Raw genomic sequence first — 1,150 nt, forward strand, 5'->3', positions numbered from 1 at the left:
CTGCTGTACCCGCTGCTTTCCTGGTCTCCCGCGCCGGAAGGCCGGGCAGAAACGATAGTTCGAGGCCCTGACGCCGGCCTAGTCTAGGCCTTCTCGATCGACATAGTAAGTTTGCTGATCAATTTTCCCGAATCCATGGACAAGTGACCTCCCGGCCTACTAGTTTCGATGTGGTAACAGGCTTGAACGGGCGTCGACAGAGGGCCGGAGGCCTTCTGTCCGGGGCCATGGGCCTGCATTCAAGGCCGGCTTCCGGTCACCGACGGAAGCCGTCCTGGGTAGCGGGTCATGATTTTCCACCAACAAGTTCAACCAATACGGAAGGACGGCATGGAAATGGACGAGCAGCATGGAGCCGAGGAAGAGGCAGCCGGAGCTACGGAACTCCGACGCCGGAACAAGAAACAGCAGGACGAGGGGCCCAGCAGGCGAATCAGGGCGGGCACAACGGATCAGCCGCGGTGCCATCGGCCGACGCCGAGCTGGATGAGTCGAACTCCGAGGGAAGCAATGCAGGGACTTCCTTCTCATCCGAACCGAAGGGCGATGCGACAGGACTGCCCAAGGATAAGTCCCCGAAAGACGACGACGGCGAAACATTCGACGCCGGCTAGATCGCCAAAGCCCAGCTACATCCGCAGGAACAAGCGCTAGCAAGGAGAATGAACATGGCTACGGTCAACCGAACAATCGACGTGGAAGTTCCCGTTTCAGTGGCTTACAACCAATGGACCCAGTTCGAGTCGTTCCCGGAATTCATGAAGGGCGTCGAAGCGGTCGAACAAATCGACGAGACAGCCCTGCATTTTTCCACCAACGTCGGCGGCGTCAAGCGCGGCTTTAACGCCCAAATCCTTGAGCAGGTCCCGGATTCCCTGGTCAGCTGGGCCAGCGTCGACGGACCAAGGAACGCCGGCACCGTAAGCTTCGAACCACTTGGCGCGGACCGTACCCGCGTGAGTGTGGAGATCGAATGGGAGCCGGAGGCTTTGCCGAAAAGGCCGGCTCGATGGTGGGCATCGACGATATGCGGGTTTCAGCCGACCTCGACAAGTTCAAGAAATTCATCGAGGAGCGAGGCTACGAGACTGGCGCTTGGCGCGGTTCCGTGGCCGCCGGCGACGTCGACGACTCCGGCTCAGCAGCCACC

General features: G+C 60.3%; 1 protein-coding gene. It reads left to right on the top strand.

The annotated features are described in order from the left end of the window. Nucleotides 1-668 precede the first annotated feature (668 nt). A partial coding sequence (locus tag AHiyo1_RS16020) for an SRPBCC family protein (protein WP_340639338.1) occupies nucleotides 669-1,150 on the top strand: 482 nt, incomplete at its 3' end.

The sequence above is a fragment of the Arthrobacter sp. Hiyo1 genome (assembly GCF_001263615.2).
GTDB lineage: Bacteria > Actinomycetota > Actinomycetes > Actinomycetales > Micrococcaceae > Arthrobacter.